The sequence below is a fragment of the Propionimicrobium sp. PCR01-08-3 genome (assembly GCF_030286045.1).
In the GTDB taxonomy this organism is placed as follows: Bacteria; Actinomycetota; Actinomycetes; order Propionibacteriales; family Propionibacteriaceae; genus Brooklawnia.
In genome coordinates this window covers 1,684,923-1,705,451 of the sequence record NZ_CP127390.1, presented here as the reverse complement: position 1 = coordinate 1,705,451, position 20,529 = coordinate 1,684,923, and the positions used below count along the sequence as shown (strand labels likewise).

The 20,529-nt window shown below is 63.2% G+C and carries 17 protein-coding genes, 1 tRNA gene and 1 pseudogene; 10 read left to right on the top strand and 9 right to left on the bottom strand.

Annotation, left to right across the window (positions count from 1 at the left end):
* Positions 1–17 precede the first annotated feature (17 nt).
* Positions 18–257: an addiction module protein gene (locus QQ658_RS07815; protein ID WP_286024316.1), complete on the top strand. Its 240-nt coding sequence runs from the start codon at positions 18–20 to the stop codon at positions 255–257.
* On the opposite strand, the gene QQ658_RS07810 is transcribed toward QQ658_RS07815, so the two are convergent.
* Together QQ658_RS07810 and QQ658_RS07805 are read right to left on the bottom strand one after the other, a co-directional pair.
* Positions 248–529: a hypothetical protein gene (locus tag QQ658_RS07810; RefSeq protein WP_286024315.1), complete on the bottom strand. Its 282-nt coding sequence runs from the start codon at positions 527–529 to the stop codon at positions 248–250. The two genes, QQ658_RS07815 and QQ658_RS07810, sit on opposite strands and share 10 nt — an antisense overlap.
* A gap of 57 nt (positions 530–586) precedes the next feature.
* Complete coding sequence (locus QQ658_RS07805) at positions 587–1,330, bottom strand: AIR synthase related protein (protein WP_286027061.1); 744 nt, start codon at positions 1,328–1,330, stop codon at positions 587–589.
* Positions 1,331–1,695: 365 nt separating this feature from the next.
* Between QQ658_RS07805 and QQ658_RS07800 the strand changes: the two genes are divergently transcribed.
* From QQ658_RS07800 to QQ658_RS07775, 6 genes are all read left to right on the top strand, one after another.
* Positions 1,696–3,066, top strand: coding sequence for an MFS transporter (locus QQ658_RS07800; RefSeq protein WP_286024314.1), 1,371 nt, complete (start codon positions 1,696–1,698; stop codon positions 3,064–3,066).
* Between the two features lie 261 nt (positions 3,067–3,327).
* Positions 3,328–4,503: a tRNA dihydrouridine synthase DusB gene (gene dusB, locus QQ658_RS07795; protein ID WP_286024313.1), complete on the top strand. Its 1,176-nt coding sequence runs from the start codon at positions 3,328–3,330 to the stop codon at positions 4,501–4,503.
* A 301-nt stretch (positions 4,504–4,804) separates the two neighbouring features.
* The gene (locus QQ658_RS07790) at positions 4,805–5,881 is read left to right on the top strand and encodes an HD domain-containing protein (RefSeq protein ID WP_286027060.1); all 1,077 of its coding nucleotides are present in this window, start codon (positions 4,805–4,807) and stop codon (positions 5,879–5,881) included.
* A gap of 221 nt (positions 5,882–6,102) precedes the next feature.
* Positions 6,103–7,977 carry a DNA primase gene (gene dnaG / locus QQ658_RS07785; RefSeq protein WP_286024312.1) on the top strand — a complete coding sequence of 625 codons (1,875 nt, stop codon included), beginning with the start codon at positions 6,103–6,105 and terminating at the stop codon, positions 7,975–7,977.
* A gap of 220 nt (positions 7,978–8,197) precedes the next feature.
* Positions 8,198–9,034, top strand: coding sequence for a sigma-70 family RNA polymerase sigma factor (locus tag QQ658_RS07780; RefSeq protein ID WP_286024311.1), 837 nt, complete (start codon positions 8,198–8,200; stop codon positions 9,032–9,034).
* A 20-nt stretch (positions 9,035–9,054) separates the two neighbouring features.
* Positions 9,055–9,558: a hypothetical protein gene (locus QQ658_RS07775; protein WP_286024310.1), complete on the top strand. Its 504-nt coding sequence runs from the start codon at positions 9,055–9,057 to the stop codon at positions 9,556–9,558.
* A gap of 41 nt (positions 9,559–9,599) precedes the next feature.
* On the opposite strand, the gene QQ658_RS07770 is transcribed toward QQ658_RS07775, so the two are convergent.
* Positions 9,600–10,685 (bottom strand): cis-3-hydroxy-L-proline dehydratase, encoded by a 1,086-nt coding sequence (locus QQ658_RS07770; protein WP_286024309.1) that lies wholly within the window; start codon positions 10,683–10,685, stop codon positions 9,600–9,602.
* A gap of 421 nt (positions 10,686–11,106) precedes the next feature.
* Here QQ658_RS07770 and QQ658_RS07765 point away from each other — a divergent pair, with 421 nt between their 5' ends.
* The gene (locus tag QQ658_RS07765) at positions 11,107–12,036 is read left to right on the top strand and encodes a GlxA family transcriptional regulator (RefSeq protein ID WP_286024308.1); all 930 of its coding nucleotides are present in this window, start codon (positions 11,107–11,109) and stop codon (positions 12,034–12,036) included.
* A gap of 91 nt (positions 12,037–12,127) precedes the next feature.
* Here QQ658_RS07765 and QQ658_RS07760 read toward each other — a convergent pair.
* A tRNA-Asn gene (locus tag QQ658_RS07760) sits at positions 12,128–12,203 on the bottom strand.
* A 502-nt stretch (positions 12,204–12,705) separates the two neighbouring features.
* Here QQ658_RS07760 and QQ658_RS15430 point away from each other — a divergent pair.
* Both QQ658_RS15430 and QQ658_RS15425 read left to right on the top strand, forming a co-directional pair.
* Positions 12,706–13,443 (top strand): annotated as a pseudogene (locus QQ658_RS15430) (aldehyde dehydrogenase family protein); the annotation flags it as partial.
* Positions 13,444–13,483: 40 nt separating this feature from the next.
* Positions 13,484–14,131 carry an aldehyde dehydrogenase family protein gene (locus tag QQ658_RS15425; protein ID WP_353057913.1) on the top strand — a complete coding sequence of 216 codons (648 nt, stop codon included), beginning with the start codon at positions 13,484–13,486 and terminating at the stop codon, positions 14,129–14,131.
* A 44-nt stretch (positions 14,132–14,175) separates the two neighbouring features.
* On the opposite strand, the gene QQ658_RS07750 is transcribed toward QQ658_RS15425, so the two are convergent.
* The 5 genes from QQ658_RS07750 to QQ658_RS07730 form a co-directional block, all read right to left on the bottom strand.
* The gene (locus QQ658_RS07750; protein ID WP_286024307.1) at positions 14,176–15,924 is read right to left on the bottom strand and encodes a hypothetical protein; all 1,749 of its coding nucleotides are present in this window, start codon (positions 15,922–15,924) and stop codon (positions 14,176–14,178) included.
* Positions 15,921–17,612 carry an outer membrane protein assembly factor BamB family protein gene (locus QQ658_RS07745; protein WP_286024306.1) on the bottom strand — a complete coding sequence of 564 codons (1,692 nt, stop codon included), beginning with the start codon at positions 17,610–17,612 and terminating at the stop codon, positions 15,921–15,923. Before QQ658_RS07745 ends, QQ658_RS07750 begins: the two co-directional genes overlap by 4 nt.
* Positions 17,613–18,153: 541 nt before the next feature.
* Positions 18,154–19,260 (bottom strand): alcohol dehydrogenase catalytic domain-containing protein, encoded by a 1,107-nt coding sequence (locus tag QQ658_RS07740; protein ID WP_286024305.1) that lies wholly within the window; start codon positions 19,258–19,260, stop codon positions 18,154–18,156.
* Positions 19,257–19,676 carry an FmdB family zinc ribbon protein gene (locus QQ658_RS07735; protein ID WP_286024304.1) on the bottom strand — a complete coding sequence of 140 codons (420 nt, stop codon included), beginning with the start codon at positions 19,674–19,676 and terminating at the stop codon, positions 19,257–19,259. The genes QQ658_RS07740 and QQ658_RS07735 overlap by 4 nt, the downstream gene beginning before the upstream one ends.
* A gap of 7 nt (positions 19,677–19,683) precedes the next feature.
* A complete protein-coding gene (locus tag QQ658_RS07730; protein WP_286024303.1) occupies positions 19,684–20,496 on the bottom strand; it encodes an N-acyl homoserine lactonase family protein in 813 nt (270 codons plus the stop codon).
* Between the last annotated feature and the right edge of the window lie 33 nt (positions 20,497–20,529).

Genomic DNA, 20,529 nt, shown 5'->3' with positions numbered 1-20,529 from the left:
CGCGGTAGGCTTCTGGCATGACTCCGAAGCTTGCGGATTACATCGCGGAAGGCAAGGCCCTCTCCGCTGATGAGCGCGAAATAGCGTCGTTGGCGCTCCAGCAGGTCGACGATGTTGAGCAGGCCGAGGTCGATAGTGCCTGGGAGGAGGAGATTGACCGACGCGTGGACGAGATACTCTCTGGCAAGGTTGAACTAGTGGATGGTGAAGAAACTCGCAGCATCATCCGCGCAGAACTGGCCGCCCGTCACAAATGACTTTGCGACGTTGGCGTGAGCATCCTGCAGCGCGAGTAGAGCTCCGCGAAGCCGCTCTCTGGTGCGACAACGAAGAGGCCGGACTGGGCGAGCAATTCGCCGATGAGATGGAAACTGCTGTTGACTTTATTCGCGAGTAGCCGGAGTCCGCGCAGCCGTATCATGGGCGTCGACGATTCCCTGTCATTCGACGCCGGGGCATTGATGTGTTTCCTTACGGGATTGTCTACTTCGTCCGCGATGATGAAGTGATCATCGTTGCCTACGCTCACGCGAAACGACGTCCTGGCTATTGGCGGAGCCGCCTCAAAGACCTGTGAGTTTATGCCTCAGACGTCCTTCTCACTCAGTCGGGCGATGGGCGAGGCCGGACGATTCGGATCGAGGAGCTCGACTACTGCGTCCATGTTGTTGGGCGGGCACGCGAACAGCACGCAGCTGGCGGGGCCGGCCGATCGCTTCGGGTCGATATCCCACCCGCCCAGCCAGCGGGATTCGAGATCGGCCACCCGGGCCATCTCGGCCAATTCGTAGCCGATGCCATGCGAGCCGACAGGGAGCGCATCGTGCACCAGGCCCGAGGCCAGCACGTCGCGCACCTCGGCAACAGTCACCTGATCGGGATGCCCGACATAGACATTGAATTCAGGGGAGGCGATCGGCAGCCCGGCGCAGATCACCACGTCTCCCGGCTGGGCCTTCGGGAGCTCGTGGTCGAGCGAGCCGATCACCGTTACCCCGATTCCGGTCGAGGTGGTCGGCGCATTCTCTTCGGTGCTGCCGCTGACGGCGTCCGCCGGAATGCCCGCTTGGGCAGCGAGAATCTCGATCTCGTCAATCATCTTCTGCCCGGTCGGATTGCGTTCGACGCACAACGCATTGATCAGCGCGATGGGCCGAGCGCCCGAGCACAGCACCTCCAGAAGTGGCACCCGCACACCGAAATGGGCGACGGTCTGCTCGTCCGCGTGCACACTGTCGCCAGGCTTGGGTCCGATCCCGCCGATGGAATCGCAGGCGATGACCAGTCGCGAAGTCGGCTCGAAGACAAGAAGATCACGGAAGCGCTGCATCACTCGTCCAGTATGGCAGCGGGGGCGGGAGCTTCCGCTGCCGCGTTGACTCCAGCTCTTGCAACCCGATCGTCGCGGAAGTCCGCCAACGCGGAACGGGCTCACCTCGCCGGACGCTCCGGAATCTCACCGCCGCGATCGCCTCAGCGCCGCTGAACACCCGGATCATGCCTGCCGGCCAGTCGTTCGCTCATGCGCGCGGGCCTCGGCGCTGAGATCAGGGCGCTGCATGGCGCGAGGCTGCCCAGCATGAGGTGCGGTTCGCCACCGGGTGAGTGTCCGTGTAAGAATTGGGTCGGCAAGTATTAGACTGACAGACGAAAACCGATTGACGAATAGTTCGCAACACTCAGCGGGAGGACACCATGACCGAACTGCACGAGGTGGCGACCGAACAACTGCCCACCCGGGCCAGCCGACTCGACCGGCTGAAGTTCGGGCGCGAGCACGGCAAGCTGCTGGCCGGTTCGGGGGCCGGCTGGGCGCTGGACGCGATGGACGTCGGCCTGATCAGCTATGTGATGACCGCTCTGGCCGTCGAATGGGATCTGACGAACACCCAACTGAGCTGGATCGGATCGATCGGTTTCGTCGGCATGATGATCGGTGCCTCGGTCGGTGGCTTGCTCGCCGACAAGCTCGGACGCCGCAACGTCTTCGCGCTTACCTTGCTGGTCTACGGCATCGCGACCGGCATGGCCGCGTTCTCGGCGGGCATCGCGATGCTGATGATCCTTCGGTTCGTCGTCGGCCTCGGGCTGGGTGCCGAACTGCCGGTAGCGTCCACCCTTGTCAGCGAATTCGCCCCGCAACGTATTCGCGGGCGCATGGTGGTCTGGCTGGAGAGCTTCTGGGCTCTCGGTTGGATCATGGCCGCTCTGCTCGGCTACTTCCTCGTTCCGCAGACGATCGGCGGCTGGTCGGGCTGGCGCTGGGCCTTGCTGGTTGGGCTGGTTCCGGCGGCTTACGCGTTGGTCGTGCGGCACGGGCTACCCGAATCGGTGCGCTTTCTCGAATCGAAGGGAAAGCTCCGGCAGGCCGAGGAGTCGGTGCGCGAGTTCGAAACGAACTCGGGGGTGGAACAGGCGATTGGCGTCGACACCGCGGTGCGACACACCCCTGTCAGTGTGGAGACCGTCGAAACACAGCAGGAATCACTCTTCTCGCCCAACCTCCGCCGACGGACGATCGCTCTGTGGGCCGTTTGGTTCTTCGTCAACCTCAGCTATTACGGCGCATTCACCTGGATGCCGACGCTTCTGCTGCGGCAGGGGCATTCGTTGGTGCGTTCCTTCGAATACACCCTGATCATCACGCTCGCCCAGATCCCCGGATACGCGGTGGCCGCGTGGCTGATCGAAAAATGGGGACGCCGCCCAACTCTGGCGTGCTTCCTGCTCGGCTCGGGGATTTCGGCTGTGCTCTTCGGCATCCAGACCGATCCCACCGGAATCATCATCGCCGGTTGCGCCATGAGCTTCTTCAACCTCGGGGCGTGGGGCGCGCTGTATGCGATCGGGCCGGAAATCTATCCCACGTCGATGCGCGGTACCGGTACCGGCGCAGCCTCGGCGGCCGGACGGGTGGCCGCCATCATCGCGCCGCTGTGCGTCCCCTTGATGCTGACCGTGGGCGGAAACCCGCTGGTCTTCGGAGTTTTCGGAGCATCCTTCTTGATCGCTGCGGGTAGCGCACTGTTCCTACCGGAACGGCGTCTGCAGAACATGGTGGAGTGAACCTGGAGCAAGCCGATCACGTGCCCTCTCGCACTAGTTACTTTTTGATTGGTCAGGACGCATTTAGAACGGATATTGCAGCTTGGTGAAGCTGAACGTCGTGACCCCATCGAGATCTCGCAGGATCTCCTTGATCTCGGCGGGCGGAGATCCTTATAAATGCGTTAGCGAACTCGGCTGTGATTCGCGGGATTTCGCGACCTTTGCTTAACGTGTTCGGCAGATGAAGCCGGGTTGGGACAGCCCCATAATCTGGAGGCGATGAGCGCAATTCAGACTTCCACCAGACTGCTGCCGAAGCTGCGGCTTTCTTCGCCGTCCCATCCGGACGCGGTGGTCATCGACACCCCGGTGATTCTCGCGCCGATGGCCGGTGTCACCAATGCCGCCTACCGGCAGCTGTGCCGGGAGCAGGGCGCCGGGCTGTATGTCTGCGAGATGATCACCTCGCGCGGCTTGGTGGTTGGCGACTCCAAGACCGCGGACATGCTGGCCTTCTGGCCGGAGGAGACCGTGCGATCGGTGCAGACCTACGGCGTCGACCCGGTCTCCCTGGAGGTCGCTGTCGACATCTTGTGCGATTCCTTCAAGGTCGACCACATTGATCTGAACTTTGGCTGCCCGGTGCCCAAGGTCACCCGCAAGGGCGGCGGGGGAGTGCTGCCCTGGAAGCTCGATCTGGTCCGCCAGATCATGACCAGCACCGTGCAAACCGCCGACCGCTACGGAGTGCCGGTCACCGTCAAGACCCGTGTGGGCATTGACGATGACCACCTGACCTATCTCGACATGGGACGAATCGCCGAAGATTGCGGGGTGGCGGCCATCTGCCTGCACGCCCGCACCGTCGCCGAAGCCTATTCGGGGCACGCCCACTGGGACGCGATCACCGAACTGGTGAAAGCCGTCGACATCCCCGTGTTGGGCAACGGCGACATCTGGGAAGCCTCCGACGCCGTAGACATGATCAACGAGACCGGTTGCGCAGGTGTCGAGATCGGACGCGGCTGTCTGGGACGCCCCTGGTTATTCCGTGACCTCGCCGCCGCAATTGCCGGAGACGACGTGCACGTGTTGCCCAGTCTCGGCGAGGTCGCGCAGATCGTCCGCCGACATGGTGAGCTGCTGGCCAGGCTGTGGGGCGAGGAGCACGGCATGAAAGATCTGCGCAAGCATATGGCCTGGTACTTCAAGGGTTTCCCGCTCGGCGGGGAGCTGAGGCATGCGCTCGGTATGGTCTCGTCGCTTGCCGAACTGGATTCGTTGCTCGCCCAGTTGGACCACGATGTGCCCTATCCCGTCGCTGAACTCGGACGCCCCCGCGGGCGCCAGGGCAGTCCCCGCAAAAAGGTCACCATGCCCTGGGGTTGGCTGGACGACCGCTGCGGCCTCGACCTGGATCTGTCGGAGGCAGAGCTGGAGACATCTGGCGGGTAGCTGCCCATCTGTGCGCCCGGAATATGATCATGCGCCCGACATGTCGTGCGTGTTCGCATTTCGGGCGCGGGAGGTAGCGGCCTCAGAAGTTGCTGCGAGAAACCAGACGATCACCAAAAATGTCAGTGCCGGATGCGAGGGTTGAGGCATGAGAACACCGGATGCGCCGCAGACCACAGGCTTTGCGGATGGGGTGGGTCGCAATGAGGAGCACACCGCCGCCGGGGATTTTGATGCGCTTGCGAATGCTGCCCGAGCCGAACGATCGGTGAACCCCAGGGCCATCAGTTGGGCGTCCACCATGCGGGGTCACGGCTGTGATCTGGTGCGGGCGCACCGTGACACCCATGCACAGATCGCCACCGGTGAGCCGATCGGACGCGAAGCTCGCGAAGAACGCGAGGCAGCGTGGCTGCGGCCCGGGGCCGCACTGGCACACGGAGCAGGAAACCGGGCCCGGGCCGAAGAACCGGACGCCGAGCGCACCTGCTTCGAGCGTGACCGGGACAGGATCGTGCATTCGACGGCATTCCGAAGGCTGGCCGGCAAGACCCAGGTGGTGGTCTATCCGACCGATCATCAACGAACCCGGTTGACCCATGCCCTCGAGGTGTCGCAGGTGGCCACTTCGATCGCCCGCGCGGTCGGCGCGAACGTGAGCCTCACCGAGGCCATCGCGCTGGGCCACGATTGCGGGCACGGTCCAGGGGGCCATGCCTCCGAGGAGGCCTTCGACGCGTTCCTGCCGGAAGGTTTCGACCACGGCCCGTGGGGTGCCGACGTGGCGCTGGCCGAACTCAATTTGTGCGAGGAGACTCTCGACGGCATCAGGAACCACTCCTGGTCGCGTCCGGCCCCGGTGACCATCGAAGGTGAGATCGTCAGCTGGGCCGACCGCATCGCCTACTGCGCTCACGACCTGGAGGATGCGGCCGGTGCGGGCATCGTGAATCTGGCCGACCTGCCGAACGCGGTGAGCGAGAGGCTGGGCACCGGGCGCCGTGAACAGCTCAGCGTCTTGATCCGCGCCATCAGCGCAAGCATCGCCGCAAGCGGGCAGGTGGGCATGGATCATGATCATGCCGAGGCGCTGGCCGAACTCAGACGGTTCAACTACCAGCAGATCTACACGCGCCCCGAGTCCCTGGCGCAATCACAGAGTGTCGTGGCCGTCTTGCAGGAACTCGTTTCCTACTACTCGGAGCACGCCTACCGGTTGCCGGAGGCGTTTCGTGGCGACGATCCGGTGCTCTCGGCAGTGACCTATGTGGCAGGCATGACCGACCGGTTCTCCTTCGACCAGGCCGAACACCTGTTGGGCTGGGCCAAGGCCGAGCTGCCCCGCAGCATGGGGCACGGTGTGGGGCCGCTTGCCTGAGGCGGATCGGAGGCTACGCAGGATGCGGCGAGACAAGGATGGGGGCTCGTGGTGGAAGATCCGTGCAGGATCCGGCCGATCGCCGCATGTTGCACGTGGGCGGAATGGACGAGATGACGCTGGCCAATGCCGAGGCCGCTCGCTTCATGTCGCATACGAGTCGCGTGCGAGCGAAGTCGGTGCTTTCGTAGCGGCGAATAGAACGGAATAGACTTGCGGCCATGGCAACCCGAATCAACGAGGAAGATATTGCGTTGGTTCGTGAACGGGCCCGCATCGATGAGATCATCGGCGCCTACGTGCAGCTGCGCAACGCCGGTGGCGGATCGCTGAAGGGGCTCTGCCCGTTCCACGACGAAAAGACGCCGAGTTTTCAGGTCACCCCCTCCCGAGGGTTCTACTACTGTTTCGGATGCGGCGAGGGCGGCGATGTCATCACCTTCCTGGAAAAGATCGACAATCTGAGCTTCACCGAGGCGGTACAGACGCTGGCCGACAAAACCGGCGTCCAATTGCGCATCAGTGACGATGGACGCCCGGCCGCTCAACCAGGGCTCCGGCAGCGGGTGCTGGCCGCCAATCAAGCGGCCGCCGAGTTCTATCAGGCACAGATCACCACGCCCGAGGCAGTGATCTTCCGGCAATTCGTCGACGGCCGCGGATTCGACCGTCAGGCGGCCGAACATTTTGGCATGGGATATGCCCCCAAGGACGGCCGCGCGCTGCACCACCATCTGAACCGGGCGGGATTCAGCGACGAAGAGCTCGTCAAGGCCGGCCTGATTCGCGAATCAGGCTGGGACTACTTCCAAGGACGCGTGCTGTGGCCGATCCGCGATTCGGCAAAATCGGTGCTGGGGTTCGGGGCACGCCGGGTATTTGACGATGACCGGATGCCTGCGAAATACATCAACACTCCAGAAACCGTCTGCTACAAGAAATCGCATGTGCTCTACGGCCTCGATCTGGCCCGCCAGCCGATCGGCAAGAAATCTCAGGCGGTTGTGGTCGAGGGCTATACCGACGTGATGGCCTGCCACCTGTCCGGAATCGACACCGCGGTGGCCTCTTGCGGAACGGCTTTCGGCGCCGACCACGCGCGCATGCTGCAGCGTTTGATGGGCAACAACGACGCCTTCAACGGCGAGATCGTCTTCACCTTCGACGGGGACGCGGCCGGTCAGGCCGCCGCCTTGAAGGTCTTCAACCTCGACCGCGCTTTCGTGTCGCAGACCTATGTGGCTGTCGAACCCAACGGCCTCGACCCATGTGACTTGCGGCTGCAATCGGGTGAGCCCGCGGTGCGTGAACTGGTCGGACGCCGAGTGCCGCTGTATCGCTTCGTGATGCGCAACGTGGTGAAGCAATACGATCTCGACCGGGTCGACGGGCGCGTCCAGGCGGTGCGGGCCGCCGCCCCGCTGGTGTCGAGCGTTCGGGACGCATCACTGGTGCGCGGCTATCTTCACGATCTGTCGCAGCTGGTCGGCATGGATGTCGAGGAGGTCCGCCGCATCGTCTCGCAGCAGTCCCGCAGGGCGATGCCGACCACGCAGGTGCCGCCCATGCGGACGGTGCGTCCGAGTGAGGACCACGATGAGGGGCCGACCCTCGACGGCCTGTCGCTGCCGTGGCCCGATCCGTTCGATCGCAATATCGTCGTCGAACGGGACACCTTGAAGTTGATGCTGCAGCATCCCGTGCTCTTCGATACGGCGTGGAACGGTGTGAGTGCCGACGACTTCACCCATCCGGCCTACCGGGCGATCTTCGAGGTCATCGCGCAGACCCCCTACCAGCCGCAGGGCTGGGCCGAGCAGCTGCAGGAGGCCACCGGCGACGATGTTGCGCGCCAGCTCGAGGTGGCGCTGCTGGTGGAGGGCGTCCATCACGACCCGGACGAGGCCTATGCGTCTGCCTACACCGCGAAACTGCAGTTATTGAGCACGATGCGCAGACTCACCGAGTTGAAATCGCGACTGCAACGGATCAATCCGGTGGATAATCCTTCCGCGCACAAGCAGGCATTCAGCGAGCTGATCGTGTTGGAGACCACCAGGCGCACCCTCGAACAGATCAGCAGCGGGGCAGATTAGCTCACGGAACTGGTGCCATCATGCACCACAGCGGGAGAGTTCGATGTGAGCAGTGCCGTTGCTATTCATAGGGACTGTTCCTTCCTCGGCACGATGCGCACGCGCAGGACCGGCAAAGCAGATCTGCCTCTTTCGTGCCGGGTTTTCGCCAAGAACGTGTTGTCCGTACTGGGCCTGTGGAAATCGGCGGACCGGACAAAAGATGGTTCATGCTCGGATCATGAGTCTCGAATTCTCCGAACGATCATTGTTGACGGCCGACGACGAGGTCCGGCTCGCTTTCGCCATCGAAGCAGGGATACTCGCCGATGAGGCGCTGAACGGAAACATCCGCGTCCCCGAGGGGACCGAAACCGAGCTGGAGCTGCTGGCAGAGCAGGGCCGGCAGGCATATGAGGAATTTTGGATGAGTAACCTGCGGATGGTCGCAAATCTGGCGTTCACCTGGGCAGATCGTGCGGGAGTCAGCGCCGATGAGCTTTTCCAGACCGGGTGCGTCGGCCTGGGGGATGCCATCATGCGTTGGGATTGCCGGCGCGGTTACCGTTTCGTCACCATGGCCTGGCGGATCGTCGAAAGAGAAATCTCCAAGGCCGCATTGCGACGATGCGGAGCGATCGAGGCCAGCGACTTTAGGCTCCGCAATGCTGCCGAGTTGCGCAGGACGCGCGAACATCTCGAAACCATGCTCGGACGAGAGGTCGGTGTGGGGGAGCTGGCCAGGCATGTCGGCCGTGACGAGCAGCGGGTGCGGGACACCGTCGGGCTCACACCTCCTGGTCGCCTCACCGCCGAGTTGCTGAACTTCTTGCCTGCCGAGGCCGACGAGCCGATAGCAGATGATCGCTCGCGCGATCTACGCGTCTGGCTGGAGAAGTTGCCGCAAGACGAGTGCGTGGTCGTCCATGCCGTCTTCGGCCTGAACGGGCCACCGGTGTCACGCTCCCGGCTGGCGCAAGAACTCGGTACGAGCACATCGACCGTGCGGCGCATCGAGCTTCGTGCACTCAACAGGCTACGCAACTATGCCGAACAGAACGACATGGTCGCGGCGTGAGGCGGTGGAACAATGGGTCCATGGCCACTCGATCAGCACACAAACTGACCACAGACGAGACCAACGAGTTACAGCAGATCCTCGGCAGGCGTCCCGATGTGCTGGTGCTCGGCCGGGGGCCGCAAGGCTTCGTCGCGCTGCTTCGCGACCGCATGGTGGTGCGTCACGCGCAGGGCTGGCAGCTGGTCGCCTGGACCGATATTCAGCGCGGCGGCTGGAACTCCGATACGAACAAGCTGCGGTGGGAGCTGGTTGACGGCACCCGCGGCGAGGCGATCCTCGATGAACCCGCCGGGCTGCCGCATGCCTTCGCGGAGCGGGTCCGGGCGTCCATCGTGGTGGCGCGCCAATTCGATCTGGACGACGATCTGGGCACGGTGCAGGTGGTCGGACGCCGCCGGCCCGGCTCCGACGATCCGATCAGCTGGCAGGCAGAGGGTCTCGGACGCTGCGATCTGACCGACCCGAAGGTCGGCTCACTCGTCCTCGATCTTGTCGAGCAGATGCGCGTCGAATACGAGTGAGCCCGAACCGTATTGCCTTCGTCTTGATTACTTGATGACGGTTATCGGTTCGCCGAGCACGTCCATGTGCGGGGCGACGCCAAGACCGGGCTCGGAGACGCGATCATGCAACCGTCCTTGATCTGAGGCCCGCCGTCCGCGATCTCGAGGCTGTGATACTCGTGGAAAGCCGATGACTGGAAGTGGAATTCCTTCGGTGTCGAGTGAGCCAGGTGGGCGATCGCGGAGGTGTCGATCTCGCCTCCCCAGGAATCTTCGATGGTCATCGCGATGCCGAGATTGATGCAAAGGTCGCGGTATTGGATGGCCTTGGTGATGCCACCGACGCGGTTGATCTTGAGGTTGATGAGATCCATCGCGCTGTCCTGGTAGCCACGCATCACCATGCGGATGTCATCCATGCATTCATCGAGAATCATCGGATGGTTGGTGTGCCGGCGAACCGCGAGGCACTCTTCATACGACAGGCACGGCTGCTCGATGTAGATGTCGACGTCGCGGATGGCCTTCACGACGCGCATCGCCTCATGCTGCCGCCAGCCGGTGTTGGCGTCCGCTGCGAGAATGCTGGAGGGCCGCGTCACCTCGGAAACCGCGAAGATGCGTTCGATGTCTGAGTCGACGCCGGCTCCGACCTTCATCTGGAACTGGTGAAAGCCCTGCTCCTGGTAGTCGATCATCTTCTGCGCCATAGCGGCAGGATCCTGCCGGGTGACCACCTTGAACAGGTTCACCCGGTCCTGCAGCTGGCCGCCCAACAAGTTGTACACGGGCTGCCCGGTCGCCTTGCCGAGCAAATCCCAGCACGCCATGTCGATGCCAGACTTGACGTAAGGATGGCCCTTCAGCAGCTGGTCCATGCGCTGGTAGATCTTGTTGACCTGCAGCGGGTCCTCGCCGATGAGGCCTTGCGCGATCAGTTGCAGACCGGTCCGGGTGCCCTCGGCGTAGGCGGGCAGGTAGGCCGGACCGAGCGGGCATACCTCGCCGACGCCGGTCAGACCGCTGTCGGTTTCGATGATCAGTACGGTGCTGTCGAACGCCGCGAAGCTCTGATTCGACCAGCTGTAGGAGCCTTCTTTGAGTGGAAGGTCGACCTGGTAGATGCTGATGCCGGTGATTTTCATGCTGGCGATCCCTCCCTTGGGATGTTGTCGTGATCAGATATCACCGTATTTCGGATGGGGCAGACACAATAGTAGGTTTAGGTCATCTTTCGGTACGGAGTGAGTTCTCGGCAGAGAGCAGGCGGTGCTTGCGCCGGTTCGGTGATGGCCGCAGATCTTTGGATAGGACGCGCGATAAAACCGGGGCCTCGGCGTCTTCACCGTGGAGGTGTGGCTCTGGTGAAACGACAGCACTCGAGTGGCTGGCTACGAAGGTGTAGATCAACGCTTATTGAACTGGGCTTGGAACCCGAGACGGGTTTCCACGGAAGGGGGCGTAATGCAGCTGGGATCAGTTGAGCTTGGTCCCACGAGGCCTGTCCCCGCGCTCGACATTCCTCCGTTACGCGTAGGGATCGCTCCTACGCCGGACTTCACGTTGATGTCGTTGTCGTGCTTCGTGGAGTTCTTGAGGCTGTCGGCAGACGAGCGGGATTACAGCCGTCAGGTCTTCTGCTCCTGGGATCTGCTCTCGCATAATGACGATCCGATCGCTGCCAGTTGCGGGTTTCAGCTGGGCCCCACCCGCCGTTTCGGCGATCCACGTGAATATGACTACATCGTCGTGCACGGCAGCGTCCTGCACTCCGCGAATCCTGTTCCGGACGAACTGACCTGCTTCGTCCGGGACGCGATCGACTGCGGAGTTCCCGTGGTCGGACTGTGCACAGGACAGTTTTTACTGGCCGGTCTCGGCCTGCTCGATGGCAGGCGATGCGCCGTGCACTTCTCCCTGGTTTCCGCTTTGCATCAGCTGCACCCCGAGGTGATTCCGGTGAGCGATGAACCAGTGGTGCGTGATGGCGATTTCATCACCTGCCCGGGCGGTCTGGCGTCCATCAACCTCGCCATGCAACTGGTGACCGAGCATTGCGGCAGCGTCCGGTCAGACAAGACGATGCACTACCTGATGGCTGATCGGGGTCTCGACCAGATGCAGGCGATGGCTCAGGATTCCGATATGGGGCTGACGTTTCCGGACCAGAGGCTGACCAACGCCGTCGCGCTCATGCGGCAGCGCCTGTATGAGACGGGCACGGTGGCAGAGATCGCGGCCTCGGTCGGCCTATCGGAACGTGAGCTGACGCGGTTGTTCAATCAACACTTGCGGACCTCACCGGCTCAATACTGGCGCCAGATCAGGCTGCAGGCCGCGCACTGGCTGGTGCTCAATAGTGGACGGTCGATCACCCAGATTGCCTACGAGTGCGGTTTCACCGACAGTTCTCACCTGACCCGCTGGTTCAAGCGCGCCTATCAGACGACGCCGTCTCGGCTGAGGCAGCTGACCAGGGACGCAGGGGTGCACTGAACGGCGGCCATGTCCTCGATCAGGGCGTAGGGTGAGAAATATGCAGTGCAAGAAAACTTCTACCTCACCGGGTAGAAGCCGCATAAATAATTGGCTCCCCGGACTGGACTCGAACCAGTAACCCTCTGATTAACAGTCAGATGCTCTGCCAATTGAGCTACCAGGGATTGGCGTTCGCGTTTCTCAACGCGAAAAGAAACACTAGCAGGCGCCCAACCGTTACCCAAATCGGAGCTTACTGTAACCGGACCGTCACTCCCTGAGTCGGGCTCGCACCAGTAACCCGCTGATTAACAGTCAGATGCTCTGCCAATTGAACTACCAGAGCCGGATCAACGTTCGCCCGCATGCATCGCTCCCGCATAGTCGCCGCGTCGCGTCCATTTCTGTCGGTTTCTCGGATCGTCGCTATGCCCGCCTATCGGCCTGGGCGCACAACCAACCGAAACTGCTACCTCCGGATGCCGATGTGGGGCAGACTGGCTGATACATCGGCGTTGTTGCGGGTGTTCCGCGCACTGCTCGTCGTCCCGATTGATCCGCACCGAATAATGCGGACGAAAGGCGGACGCGGATCACTCGCTCGATCTATTCGCCCGGTAAAAAATGCGCGTCACTTCGGTCGCAGCACAATCCGAATGACCACTCGTCAACGATGAAGGAGTACGCATGACTCAGCTGACCACCTACCAGAACTACATTGCGGGCGAGCTCCGCTCCACGGCTGACACGATTCCCGTCGAGAATCCGGCGACGGGAGAGACTCTCGCGTACGCACCAAGGGCCACTTCCCAGGATGTCGATGACGCGTTGCAGGCGGCATACGAGGCGAAGAAGCAGTGGGCGCTGACCCCTGCGCCCGAGCGCGCCGGCTACCTCACGAAGATCGCCCAGGGCATCCGGGCAAAAGAGGCGATGCTCACCGACATCCTTGTCAAAGAACAGTCCAAGACCCCCGAGCTCGCCAACGTCGAAGTCAACTTCACCGCCGACTACCTCGAATACATGTCCGGTTTCGCTCTTCGTATCGAGGGAAGCGTGATGAACTCGGCGCGTCCGAAGGAAACCATCTTCGTGCTGCGCAAGCCGCTCGGTGTTGCGGTGGGCATCCTGCCCTGGAACTTCCCGTTCTTCCTGATCGCCCGCAAGCTGGCCCCGGCGCTGGTGACCGGCAACACCTGCGTGATCAAACCGGCGTCGGTGACCCCGATCAACGCGATGGAGTTCGCCAAGATCGCCGCCGAGGTCGGCCTCCCCAAGGGCGTGTTCAGCATGCTTTCCGGCTCCGGAGCAATCGGCGAGCAGATGTCGTCCGACCCGCGGGTCGACATCGTCAGCTTCACCGGTTCGGTGCCGGTCGGTTCGGCGATCATGGCCGCGGCAAGCAAAAACGTGACCAAGGTCAATCTGGAACTGGGAGGAAAGGCGCCGGCGATCGTCCTCGACGATGCCGACCTCGATCTCGCCGATCAAGGCTTCCAGGGTGATCAACACCGGGCAGGTCTGCAACTGCGCCGAGCGGGTTTACGTCACCCGTGGCGTGGCAGACGAGTTCATCTCGAAGATGACCGATGCCATGGCCGCGACCAAGTACGGCGATCCCAGCGTGGACGAAGGCCTCGACATGGGTGCACTCATCGAGTCGAGCGCGGTCAGCCGCATCGGTGAGATGGTGGACGCGTCGGTCGGCCAAGGCGCGACACTGCTCACCGGAGGCAAGGCCGAAGACCGCGGACGCGGCTATTTCTTCCAGCCAACCGTGCTCACCGATGTCACCCAGCAGATGCCGGTCGTGCACGATGAGATCTTCGGGCCGGCGTTGCCGATCATGGTGGTCGACGACTTCGACGAGGCCATCGAGAAGGCTAACGACTCGGAGTACGGACTGACCAGTTCGCTCTTTACCACGAGCCTGGCGAACTCGCTGAAGGGCATGCGTGAGATCGACTTCGGCGAGACCTACATCAACCGGGAGAACTTCGAGGCGATGCAAGGGTTCCACGCCGGCACCCGCAAGTCGGGCATCGGCGGTGCCGACGGTCCGCTCGGTGTTGAGGAGTTCACCCGAACCCAGATGATCTACGTCGAATCCTGATACTGGAACCGCGCGGTGATCCCAGGTTCGAAGGCACACCGAGATCACCGCGGGTTAAACAACGCGGGAGCGGCTCGGTGGTGGGCGTCCGCTTGCCTGGCGGACCACAACGCTGTCAGAGTGCTCACCCCGGCCGCGAGGAACAAGGCGCCACCGAGCGTGGCATCTCCCAACCCGACCATGGCCGATTGATCTATCGCCGGTGTCTGGACGCGCATCTGTGCGGTCACCGACAACGTCAGCACAGCGAGCAGTGCCATCGTCCCAAAAGCCATCACGCGGGAGGCGCCGGGGAGAGCCCTGGAGTCGCCCGCCATCAGGTCGCCATCGGTGAGCACCCGCCAAATCAGGCTGATCAGCAACACGGCGGACGCCGAAACGACGCCGAACACCATGCCCGGCTCCGACAACGGTTCGCGGAACCGGAAGAGGGTGGCCAACAGCGCGATGATCAACGCATAATGAGCGCCCGCGTCGCTGCGGAATGTGAACCATGCGATCACTCCGGCCAGCAATAGCAAGATGCCGACGGGCTCGACCTCCCACGCGAGCCAGGTCGACGAGGTCAGGATCGACAGCGACGAGATGATCATGATGGCCCCGAATGCACCGAGCACCACGGGGGTCACGCGATCTCCTCGCCCGGCCCTGCGCCAACCCCACCACAAGGCGATGCCAGCCTGTGAGAATCGCACCACAAACAGCAAGAGATTGCTCGACCCAAGGTTCGCCAGCCAATCGGGCTGGTGCCCCAAGAAGACATCGACCAGGCCGCCGGCGATCGCCGCGATGGCGGTCAACACCATGAAGGCAAGCGTCGCCGAGGCCAGTCCGAATGCCTGCGGTACCCAGCTGTCGGCGATGGCGTCCGGAGCGGCCGGATCGTGCGACCGCGGCGTGGTGGACGAAGCCGCCGGGGCCGGTCGTGGGCCGGCATCGGGCGTCCGGATGGCAGGCCTTCGGCTCAATAAACCGGCCACGATGCCAACCGTCAGTGTCACGAGCAGGAGTGACCCGACCCAGTTTTCGGCCTCCCAGCCGAGCTTGCCCTGGTAGGTCGACCACATCGCGTAGCCGACGTTTCCGACTGCCAGCAAGCCGGCGAGCAGTTTTGTCGCCTGAACGGGCAATACCTGATCGAGTCTCAATCCCATCCACTGCGAGATCGAGACCCCGACCTGGGCGGCCGCATAACCGGTCATCATCAGCGCGGGCACCGCCAGGGAGTTGATGAATGCGAGCACCAACAACAGTGTTGCGGTGCGCATGTCGTACCCATAGTTGCCGCTCACGGCCAGCGGTCTCAGCACGCCGATGCTGACGAGTATCCAGATCACCGGAAACTCCCAGGCGACGAAGCGGCCCCGCCATCGAATCAGGAAGAAGACGACGATGCCCAGCATGCTGCCGAGCACGGGCAGCGATCCGCCGAGCGCCAGTTGTGGAGTGAGCGGCAGCAAGAAGACGGCCAGGCTGACGATCTTCAGCAACGGGTGCACATGCAGCGCCGCGGTCAGGCCAAGCGCGAGCGTGAGGCTCACCAGCCAGAGCAGCACGGTCATGGACGCACTGCCCAGCACTTGCGAGCCTTCGATGACAACCGGCCGGTCGGCGGCCCGCAGCCACGGTGCACCGAGCACGAGGACGACTCCGAACAGATACCCGATTCCGACGACCGCCATCACCGGACTGAGCCCGGCCGGCCATTGACTCGGACGCGGGCGACCCGACCGGATCGGGGCGAGAAAGACTTTGTTGAGAGCGTCGACCAGCAGCGCAGTGTGGTTTTTCATGCCTGCCACCACTCGAATTGTCCGGTGTCGCTGACGGTCAGGAGGCCGGCTTTCATCGATACGGCCCAGGTGTTGGGTGCTGTTCGCTCAATCGGCCATGAGGCGAGTTGCTGGCTATCGCTTGCGAGCATCGTTGTTGTCTGACGGCCCAAGACGAGCAGCCGGTCGGCGGCGAAGTAGATCATCAGGGCGGGGTAGTCGGCCTGCCACAATATCCGGCCGGAGAGGGCATCAATGGCGGCGACCGCGTCGGGAAGCCTGCAATACACGGTTTGCCCGGACGACAGAAGTTGCCGGCACGAGGCCGCCAACCCGACCCGCCAGAGCCGGTTTCCCTCCAGATCGAATCCGGAGAGATCTGCGGAGACGTCGCTGACCACGATCACGCCGTCTGCAAGAGCCATCGAGTTGACCTCGTCACGAACCTCGATAGGAGTCGTGGTGTCGTCGGCGTTCAGGATCACCAGCTTGCGTTCGGCCGCGGTGATGACCACCGGCCCCGCTCCGGTGTCTGCTCCGACCGCCGGGGCGACGAGGGATCCCGACGGCATTTCTGCCTCGCGGACGACGGCACCATCGGTCAGGTCGACGACGACAAGCTTTCCGTCGAGGCTCAGAGCCGCGGCACTCCGGTCGGAGACCCGGACCAGGTCGCTCGCGAGATCCGATATCTCGCTCTGCCATAGCCATTTTCCGGCGGCGCTGTAGGCGACCAGCGTCCGATCAGTGGTGGCGGCTACGACCACCTCGCCGATCCCGAGCAAAGTCGTGACATCGGCTCCCGGTCTGCGAGTTGCGTCAATGGTCCACTCGCCGCTCGGATCTGGCCGGACGAAGACCAGCTGGCCGTTGGTGCGATTGGCGTAGACAAGCCCGTCACCGACCGCGACCGGCCCGGTCGTCATGCCGACCGAGAGCGCGACGCCATCAGCCACGATGGATACCGGCAGGGGATCGACCGAGGGAAGCAGGTCGGAGTGCGGCGTCAGCGAGAGTTCCGACATGTCGGGCGCAGGTGGGGCGGTAGCATGCTGATCACCGATCGCCACGATCCCGCGTTGCTCGCAGCGGGTGAAGGGCGAGGTGGTCGCTCCTTCCGGACGCTGATCGACGATGGAGACATCCACGCATCCGGCCTCGGACGACTGGGCGATACTGCCTTGTCGCGTCCATTCTTCTTCGGTTCCGTCCGGGTTGATGGCGGTTGTCTGGGAGGTCCACGTTGTTCCCGGTCTGGGGTCGGCAGGCAGCTCGATCAACCCGGAATCGAACTGTATCTGGTTGTCGGGCATGCCGAATGCGTAAAGCACCAGGCCGGTGTCGTCCATGCCCAAGAATCTGGTGAAGAGTCCTGTCGGCATGTCCAGCAATTCGGAAACCCAGAAGCTGTTGGCCGCCTGATCAACGCCGACCGAAGCGAGTACCTGCTGAATGGTGGGCGAGGCATCGCTGAACGCCACGGCTCCCGGCAGTTGCGAGTTTTCGACGATCGTGGTCGTGGAGCCGCTCGAAAGGAACTCGCGATGGCCGGATTCGGCGAGATACTCGGCAGCACCGATCTCGGGTATACCGGTCGCCGGGCGGGTATTGAGGACCAAGGCCAGCGAGAAGATGAGCGCGACGACGACACCGATGACGCTGACGGTGGTCATGCGTGATACCGACTTGGGTGCAGGCGGTTGAGGCATCGGCGGACCGTATGCCGGTGCGGGATAGCCGTAAATGGGATTTGGCCTGCCCGGGAATCCGGCGCCATCAGGGGCGCGCCACGGTGACCCATCGTTGGGTGCCGCCCATGGGGCGCCGGCCGAAGAGGCAGCGGCGTTTGTCGGTCGGGACCACGAGGGCCAAGCGTCAGGTGATCCGTTCCACGGAAGGCCGGCCTCGGGAGTTCCTGCACTCGGCGGTCTTGCTCCCGCCGGTTCCGTCCCGCCGGGCATGCTGCCCGGCGGGACGGGCTGCGGTGGCCAGGGACCTGTCGGACCGTGCCCGAAGCGCGAATTCGGCATGGCCTGAGTGTAGGGGCCAAAGGTGCCTGAGAGCCGCCGTTTTATCGACGGTTCTCAGACACGATTGCCTTGGGCGGGCTCTCGTCAGCTTCTCCGGCCAGCAGCGCTCGGCGTGAACCGAGGAGCTCATGTGCTACGGGTCTGGGCCCTCCAGAGAATTGTCGCTGTGCGATGAGCCGAAACTGCGGATCGACGCGACGATTCTCTGGTCATGCGTTGATCAATCGAAGAGAATCACCTGGCGCACCGCCTTGCCGTCGGCCAGTGCGTCCATCGCCGAGTTGATGTCCTCCAGCTTGATGGTGGCCGAGATCAGGGCATCGACCGGCAGCTTGCCTTCCCGCCACAGTTGCGCATAGGTCGGGATATCTCGGGAGGGAACCGCCGAGCCGAGATAGCTGCCCATGATCGTCCGGGCTTCGGCGGTCAGGCCGAGCGGGCTGATCGTCGAATCGGCACCGGGCGCCGGCAGCCCGACAGTGACCGTTATGCCACCGACACCGGTGAGCTTCACCGCGGTCTCGAAGGCACGCGGATGACCGGCCGCCTCCACCACGACCGGCGCCTTGACGCCCGCCTCAATCGCCTGATCGGGTGTATAGACAGCGCTCGCACCGAGTTCGGTCGCACGGGCCAGCTTGTCCGGCAGGGCGTCCACACCGATGACATCGCCCTTGCCGAGAGAAAGGGCCGTGATCAGCGCGGCCATGCCCACTCCGCCAAGACCCACCACGATGACCGTGTCGCCGTCTTGCGGGTTCCCGGCGTTGATCACCGCGCCACCGCCGGTCAGCACCGCGCAACCGAGAACCGCGGCCACCATCGGAGGGATATCGCTCCCTACCGGAACGATCGAGCGACGGTCGACAACAGCGTGTGTCGCAAAGCCGGACACTCCGAGATGATGGAAAACCTTCTCGCCGTCGCGGTGCAACCGTTCACCGCCGGTGAGCAGACGGCCTGCGGTGTTCGCCTCGGTGCCGGGGATACATGGCAGCTTGCCGTCGGTGAGGCAGTTCTTGCACTTGCCGCACCTGGGAAGGAAAGCCATCACGACCCGCTGGCCGACCTCGATGTCATCGACTCCCTCGCCGAGTTCTTCCACGATGCCCGCCGCCTCGTGGCCCAACAGCATCGGCACCGGACGAGGCCTGTTGCCGTTGACCACCGACAGATCCGAATGGCAGATTCCGGCTGCCTCCATGCGGACGAGTACCTCGCCGGGGCCCGGGGGATCGAGTTCGAGTTCACTGATGGTGATCGGCTTTGTGTCGGCGTATGGGCGCTCACGGCCGATCTCTTCGAGTACTGCTCCTTTGATTTTCATTGGTTATGCGCATCCTTCTGGGATTCTTGATTGCCGGCAGCCGCGGCTTCACGGGTGGCGGCTGCTATATCGTCACCGGCCCTCAATGGCCGGTTGGCGAAGATTCCTTCGTGGGCGAGAACCGGACGCCTGTCGCCGGCCAGTTCTGGGTGCTTTTCTTCGAGCTTCTCCCTCTTGGCTGCCAGATCGTGCCAGTGCCGAACGGTTTCCGGGTCTCCACCCGCCGTTCGCTGCCAGGAGCGCGGCATCTGATCGCGACTGGGCCCGGCATCTGCCCGGCCACCGATGTTGAGCTTGGCCAGGCGCCGGTGTGAGGGCGCCTGGCAGACCGGGCACGGCGGGGCTTCGTCCGCAATCGAAGCGACAAGTGCCTCAAAGTCATGCCCGGTTGCACAGACGTAGTCGTAGAGAATCATCGGTACATCACGAGTAGAACTCGCCGGGGGAGAACCGCAACGACTTTCGCTGCTCGGCATCATGTCCGAAGACCAACTCGGCTCCGGTCGCATCGGCGATACCGCGCAGCTTCTCGACCGATTCGAGCCAGGCCAGATTGTCCCAGACGATCGCCGCACCGACTGCCGGTGGCCCATAGCTGTCGGCCAGATAGATGGCGTCCGAGGTGAAGATCTTCGGTCCGTCGTTCTCCAGGTCCAGTTTGAGCGACATGGTGCCCCAGGTGTGGCCGGGAGTCTGGATGACGGAGATGCCGGGCAGAATCTCGTCGTCCCCGATGATCGCGCCGATCTCGAGGCCGTCGTAGTCGGAGACGATGTGGGCGCCCTTGCTGTACCCAGTGATCGACTTGACGCCTTCCAGTTCTGCGCCGCTGGCGACGATCTTCGTCTTGGCCGGATCGAACATCTTGGCGTTCGCGGCGTGATCGAAATGCAGATGGGAGAGCACCAAAATATCGATATCGTCCGGGGTCAGTTCGAGTTCGGCAAGCGCCGTGTCGAGATATCCGGGCCCGTCATTGGGCTCGCGGACCGGGAAAAAATTGTGGAATCCGGTCGGCTCCCAGCGCGTCTCCCAATCCCGGGGCACACCGGTGTCCCACAGCACCCGCCCCTCGGGATGCTCGATCAGTACGGCATGAGTAGGACAATCACCCCACACGACAGGATCGTCCTTGTGGTATTTGTCGCGGATCGTCGTGCCGCCCTTGAGCAGGAGCCAGGTGAGATCGGTCTCCATGACTCCCGTGGAAAGGACGTGTACCTTCATCTGTGTCATCGCAACCTCCTCGTTGAGATGCCTATTTGTTGG

Bases quoted from the DNA above. Each gene is read 5' to 3' on its own strand.
- QQ658_RS07815 (WP_286024316.1), top strand. From the start codon at position 18: ATGACTCCGAAGCTTGCGGATTACATCGCGGAAGGCAAGGCCCTCTCC.
- QQ658_RS07805 (WP_286027061.1), bottom strand. From the start codon at position 1,330: ATGCAGCGCTTCCGTGATCTTCTTGTCTTCGAGCCGACTTCGCGACTG.
- QQ658_RS07800 (WP_286024314.1), top strand. From the start codon at position 1,696: ATGACCGAACTGCACGAGGTGGCGACCGAACAACTGCCCACCCGGGCC.
- dusB (WP_286024313.1), top strand. From the start codon at position 3,328: ATGAGCGCAATTCAGACTTCCACCAGACTGCTGCCGAAGCTGCGGCTT.
- QQ658_RS07790 (WP_286027060.1), top strand. From the start codon at position 4,805: ATGCGGGGTCACGGCTGTGATCTGGTGCGGGCGCACCGTGACACCCAT.
- dnaG (WP_286024312.1), top strand. From the start codon at position 6,103: ATGGCAACCCGAATCAACGAGGAAGATATTGCGTTGGTTCGTGAACGG.
- QQ658_RS07780 (WP_286024311.1), top strand. From the start codon at position 8,198: ATGAGTCTCGAATTCTCCGAACGATCATTGTTGACGGCCGACGACGAG.
- QQ658_RS07775 (WP_286024310.1), top strand. From the start codon at position 9,055: ATGGCCACTCGATCAGCACACAAACTGACCACAGACGAGACCAACGAG.
- QQ658_RS07770 (WP_286024309.1), bottom strand. From the start codon at position 10,685: ATGAAAATCACCGGCATCAGCATCTACCAGGTCGACCTTCCACTCAAA.
- QQ658_RS07765 (WP_286024308.1), top strand. From the start codon at position 11,107: ATGTCGTTGTCGTGCTTCGTGGAGTTCTTGAGGCTGTCGGCAGACGAG.
- QQ658_RS15425 (WP_353057913.1), top strand. From the start codon at position 13,484: ATGCCGACCTCGATCTCGCCGATCAAGGCTTCCAGGGTGATCAACACC.
- QQ658_RS07750 (WP_286024307.1), bottom strand. From the start codon at position 15,924: ATGAAAAACCACACTGCGCTGCTGGTCGACGCTCTCAACAAAGTCTTT.
- QQ658_RS07745 (WP_286024306.1), bottom strand. From the start codon at position 17,612: ATGCCTCAACCGCCTGCACCCAAGTCGGTATCACGCATGACCACCGTC.
- QQ658_RS07740 (WP_286024305.1), bottom strand. From the start codon at position 19,260: ATGAAAATCAAAGGAGCAGTACTCGAAGAGATCGGCCGTGAGCGCCCA.
- QQ658_RS07735 (WP_286024304.1), bottom strand. From the start codon at position 19,676: ATGATTCTCTACGACTACGTCTGTGCAACCGGGCATGACTTTGAGGCA.
- QQ658_RS07730 (WP_286024303.1), bottom strand. From the start codon at position 20,496: ATGACACAGATGAAGGTACACGTCCTTTCCACGGGAGTCATGGAGACC.